At 51.3% G+C, this 5,204-nt stretch carries 6 protein-coding genes; 1 reads left to right on the top strand and 5 read right to left on the bottom strand.

The genetic code is table 11. The features are described 5' to 3' along the window. The 4 genes from FDX03_RS08780 to FDX03_RS08765 all read right to left on the bottom strand — a co-directional run. The coding region (locus FDX03_RS08780; RefSeq protein WP_249357020.1) for a polysaccharide deacetylase family protein at positions 1-1,085 on the bottom strand (1,085 nt) is incomplete at its 3' end. A gap of 61 nt (positions 1,086-1,146) precedes the next feature. Beyond that, positions 1,147-1,587: a PTS sugar transporter subunit IIA gene (locus FDX03_RS08775; RefSeq protein ID WP_048212669.1), complete on the bottom strand. Its 441-nt coding sequence runs from the start codon at positions 1,585-1,587 to the stop codon at positions 1,147-1,149. A gap of 101 nt (positions 1,588-1,688) precedes the next feature. Then, positions 1,689-2,459 carry an ABC transporter permease gene (locus FDX03_RS08770; RefSeq protein WP_003829467.1) on the bottom strand — a complete coding sequence of 257 codons (771 nt, stop codon included), beginning with the start codon at positions 2,457-2,459 and terminating at the stop codon, positions 1,689-1,691. Then, entirely contained in the window at positions 2,456-3,382 is a 927-nt protein-coding gene (locus FDX03_RS08765) for an ABC transporter ATP-binding protein (protein WP_048212670.1), read from the bottom strand. The genes FDX03_RS08770 and FDX03_RS08765 overlap by 4 nt, the downstream gene beginning before the upstream one ends. 108 nt (positions 3,383-3,490) lie before the next feature. Between FDX03_RS08765 and can the strand changes: the two genes are divergently transcribed. Continuing rightward, on the top strand, positions 3,491-4,153 hold the full coding sequence (gene can / locus FDX03_RS08760; protein WP_008786227.1) for a carbonate dehydratase: 663 nt from the start codon (positions 3,491-3,493) through the stop codon (positions 4,151-4,153). A 93-nt stretch (positions 4,154-4,246) separates the two neighbouring features. Here can and hpt read toward each other — a convergent pair whose 3' ends face one another. Next, positions 4,247-4,783, bottom strand: a complete 537-nt coding sequence (hpt, locus tag FDX03_RS08755) for a hypoxanthine phosphoribosyltransferase (protein WP_003018658.1) — start codon at positions 4,781-4,783, stop codon at positions 4,247-4,249. Positions 4,784-5,204 lie beyond the last annotated feature (421 nt).

Below are 5,204 nucleotides of genomic sequence, written 5' to 3'. Positions count from 1 at the left end.
TCGCCTGCTGCTTTTACCGCCGTGGCGTTATAACCGCCAAACGGGTACGAAAGATACAGGACGTGAGGGTTAAACTGGGACAATGCCCGGCGCGAACGGGCGAAATCGAACAAAATATTGTGATAGCTGCGACTCAGCAGGATCGGCCGGCGATTCGCATCAACCCGATGTAAAAAATGGGTGTGCGACTGGAAGTCGAACACGTCCCGGATCTCATTCAGTTCAGAGATGCTCATAAACTGCAGCGATTTCGGATCCCACTTCTGCGGGTGCCGCTTGATGCGTGAGGAGATGATAAACGCCGTTGCCTTCATGCCGTGCTGCTTCAGAATCGGATAAGCATAACGACTCACCGACTTGAGACCATCATCAAAAGTCAGCACCACCGCCCGTGCAGGCAGGTTCATTTTATTCTGCACGTAGCCTTCCAGTTGATACATCGTCAACGTGGTGTAACCACGATCCTGGAGCCAGGCCATCTGGTTACTGAACGCACGCACAGAAGTCGTCGTGGAGGTGTGGCGAAAACGGGTATTCTCTTCATCACGCAGAATATGATGGTAGGTCAACACGGGAATACCGTGGTCTTCCTGCGCATCCAGCGCACTGATATAGGCCAGCCTGCCACCAATGCGGATCTGAAACCAGGTCTGATTAAGTCGGTCTTTGAGCTTACTAATGATGGGATAGCGCAGGTTGTCCGCCAGTACGCCAAACGGGGCGCTACCGACATCCGGAGCATTATAAACGGGCGTGTCTTTCCAGGTTACCAGGCTTTGATTGCTGAGCGGCTTGTTGAGGTCGCCTAAACCATCGTCAACCTTCTGCCGGCCCTGAACAGGCTCCAGGTGTCCCTTATCGATAAACCCGGTACCAAAGCCAAAGGGGAATTCGTAATAATCTGCCGCAATGGGCTCAACGGCGAGGATCTGCCCGGCGCGAATGTTCCCTACCGTCACCATTTTATTGCCAATCTGCGCCCATACGGCGGCGGCTTCGGTGGTTTGCATATAACGAGCAGGCAAAGCCGCAGCGACGCTGCCAGAAAACAGGAGCAATAAAACAAGCAGAACGCGCATAACCATATGAGATAACCGAGGCGAGAAACCTCGGCTATTGTAGCAAAAGCATCATCAATACCAATGATTAATACTCATACAAATCATGCTTCAACACGAAGGGGGGATTTTTTTGTTGTTGATGCCAGAGACTGGAGACTTCAGGCCCGCCAAGCGCAACGATGCAATCGCGAAACGCAGAACTGCTCATTGATTCCCGCGACGAAATCATTCGCTCAAGTAATGAATAGCTGATACCAGAAATGACTTCACACTGGGGATGTTTATGGCTCATTAACGAAGCCACGCGGTAAGGCGCAGCCCCGGCCATATCGGTCAGGAATATCACGCCCTCGCCTGAGTCTGTGGCATGCAGGGCATGGCACATCATACGGCTTAGCATGTTCGAGCTGAGACCTCGCCAAAAACTCACCGCCTGACACTGGACCAAAGGGCCGTGCTTTTTTTCCAGACGCTGCAGCATATCCTGTGCCTTATCGTCATGACAGGTAATTACCCAACCTAGCATCGCCTACCTCCTTAGCAGGCAAGTAGTTTATCAGGGTGATAAATATGTAAGGGTGATAAACATCAAAAGTTTCCTCTCCCGTTCAGGGAGAGGAAAAGAGGTTAGCTGCGCAGTCCGCGCCCGCGCTGAATCAGATACCAGCACAGTAAATAAAACGCGGCGATAAACACCACCAGCACACCGAAGGTCGTCACCAGCGGCACATCGTGAATGCCGAGGAAACCGTAGCGGAACCCGCTAATCATGTAGACAATCGGGTTCAGGTGCGACAGTCCCTGCCAGAACGGCGGTAACAGCGTTAACGAGTAGAAAACGCCCCCCAGATAGGTCAGCGGCGTCAACACGAAGGTCGGGATCAGACTGATATCGTCAAAGGTTTTGGCGAAAACCGCGTTCAGCAAGCCCGCCAGCGAAAACAGCACCGCCGTCAGCACCAGCGTCAGCGCCACGAAGACCCAGGAGTGCACCTGGAACGGCACGAAGAACAGTGAGATAGCCGTGACCAGAATGCCCACACACAAACCGCGAGCCACGCCACCGCCGACAAAACCGGCGATGATTACGTGCGTCGGTACCGGTGCAACCAACAGTTCTTCAATGTTGCGCTGAAACTTGGCGCTAAAGAACGACGACGCCACATTAGCGTACGAGTTGGTAATCACCGCCATCATGATAAGCCCCGGCACGATAAACTGCATGTAGCTAAAACCGTGCATTTCACCGATCCGTGAGCCAATCAAATTACCAAAGATAATAAAATAGAGCGTCATGGTGATAACGGGCGGCACCAGGGTTTGCACCCAGATACGCATAAAGCGGTGGATCTCTTTCGCCCAGATGCTTTTCAGCGCGACCCAGTAAAGCTGCATCATGCGCGATCTCCTTGTTTTTCATGAACCAGAGAAACAAACAGCTCTTCCAGCCGGTTCGCCTTGTTCCGCATACTCAATACCTGAATACCCTGAGCGCTCAGCTGCGAGAACACGCTGTTCACCCCCTGTTCGCGCAGAACTTCAACTTCCAGCGTGGAGGTATCAACCAGGCGGTATTGATAGCCTTCCAGCTTAGGTAGCGGACTTTTCGCCGCCAGATCGAGAATAAACGTCTCAGATTTGAGCTTAGAGAGCAGATTTTTCATCGAGGTGTTTTCCACCAGCTCGCCGTGCTGAATAATGCCGATATTGCGACACAGCATTTCCGCTTCTTCAAGGTAGTGGGTGGTTAGAATAATCGTCGTACCTTTATCGTTTAAATCCTTTAAAAAGCCCCACATTGAGCGGCGTAATTCAATATCAACACCGGCAGTTGGTTCATCAAGGATGAGTAATTTTGGCTCGTGCATCAGCGCACGGGCAATCATCAGGCGGCGCTTCATCCCGCCGGAAAGCATGCGCGCACGCTCGTTACGTTTTTCCCACAGGTCGAGCTGTTTTAGATAAATTTCACTGCGTTTAACCGCCTCTTTATACTCTACGCCGTAGTAACCGGCCTGGTTGACCACGATCTGCTGCACGGTTTCAAACGGATTAAAGTTGAACTCCTGCGGCACCAGCCCAAGCTGACGCTTGGCGTTAACCGTGTCTTTATCGAGATCGTAGCCGAACACGCTCACCCGCCCGGAGGTTTTATTCACCAGCGAGCTGATAATACCGATGGTGGTGGACTTCCCCGCGCCATTGGGACCTAGCAGCGCATAGAAATCACCCGCTTCGACTTGCAAATCTATGCCACGCAACGCCTGAACGCCACCGGGATAGGTTTTTTTAAGTTGTTGAAGTTCCAGAGCAATGGTCATGGTTTTTTACTTACCTTACGTTCTGACATTTTATATATAGTTTAAATAATGCCGGAGTTACCCTATATTAGCCCATCGAATTTATCTGGCTTCGGGTTGTACAACTCCATGAAAGACATAGATACACTCATCAGCAACAATGCACTATGGTCAAAGATGCTGATAGAAGAGGATCCCGGATTTTTTGAAACGCTGACGCATGCGCAGAATCCGCGTTTTCTATGGATTGGATGTTCCGATAGCCGCGTTCCCGCTGAACGTTTAACCGGTCTTGAACCGGGTGAACTGTTTGTTCACCGTAATGTTGCTAATCTGGTCATTCACACCGACCTGAACTGTCTCTCAGTGGTTCAGTATGCGGTGGATGTGCTGGAAGTGGAACACATTATTATTTGTGGCCACTATGGTTGCGGCGGCGTCCAGGCGGCTATTGAAAATAAAGAACAGGGGCTGATTGATAACTGGTTGCTGCATATCCGCGATATCTGGTTTAAACACAGCTCACTGCTGGGCGAAATGCCGCAGGAACGTCGCATGGACACCCTGTGCGAACTGAATGTTATGGAGCAGGTCTATAACCTGGGCCACTCAACCATTATGCGTTCAGCCTGGAAACGCGGTCAGAAAGTGACAATTCACGGCTGGGCTTACGGTATTCATGATGGTCTGCTGCGCGATCTGGACGTCACGGCTACCAGCCGCGAAACACTGGAGCAACGCTACCGACAGGGGTTGTCGAACCTCAGCCAGAAGCACAGCAACCATAAGTAAGGTGATATTGCCGGGTGGCGGTTACGCCTTACCCGGCCTACAAATCAGCGCCGTAGGCCTGATAAGCGAAGCGCCATCAGGCGCTCCAGCCCATTACTCGTCCAGCAACACCACTTTGCCAACATACGGCAGATGGCGATAACGTTGTGCATAGTCAATGCCGTAGCCAACAACGAACTCATCTGGAATGGAAAAACCGATAAACTCGACCGGTACGTTCACTTCACGGCGAGAAGGTTTATCCAGCAACGTACAAATCGCCAGAGATTTAGGTTCACGCAGGCTCAGGATTTCACGCACTTTTGAGAGCGTGTTGCCGGAGTCGATGATGTCCTCAACAATCAGCACGTCTTTGCCACGAATGTCTTCATCCAGGTCTTTGAGGATTTTAACATCACGCGTGGTGGACATTCCGCTGCCGTAGCTGGAGGCGGTCATGAAATCGACTTCGTGGGAGACATGCACTTCACGGCACAGGTCAGCCATAAACATAAATGAACCGCGTAACAGGCCTACCAGCACCATATCACTGCCGCTGTCCTTGTAACGCTCGTTAATCTGACGTCCCAGTTCGGCAATACGCGCTTTGATCTCCGCTTCCGGGATCATGACTTCTACAGTATGTTTCATAAAAGAAATAACTCACTGATTTTTATCAGTTAACACATCATGCAAATCGAAAGAAAGCACTTACCTTGATACACCGCCAAAGAGACGGTGGCTCGCACTAACCACAAAACTTGCGACAGCATACAAACAATTCAGTGGATGAAGTATACCAGCAAAGAGACCGCATTCCTCTGATAGTTACTCAGAGAGCCTGCGCACGCATTTTAACGCGCTCTGAATACACGAAAGCCGGGCAACGAACCCGGCTTTTAGCGTGAGCAAAATCGGACTTTTTCAGGTCAGAACGTTTCCCAATGTTGATCCTGGGTAGTAGAGACAACGCGATCCTGGCGCGGAGCGTCCTGCAGTGGTTTTCGAGCCCCACTCACCGCCTTCTCGCGGGTAATACGAAATACCGCAACGGCCTGCCGCAACTGCTCGG

It is taken from the genome of Citrobacter sp. wls827 (assembly GCF_005280875.1).
Taxonomy (GTDB): domain Bacteria; phylum Pseudomonadota; class Gammaproteobacteria; order Enterobacterales; family Enterobacteriaceae; genus Citrobacter; species Citrobacter youngae.
The sequence above is the reverse complement of the archived record's forward strand: the minus strand, read 5'-3'. Positions and strand labels throughout refer to the sequence as shown.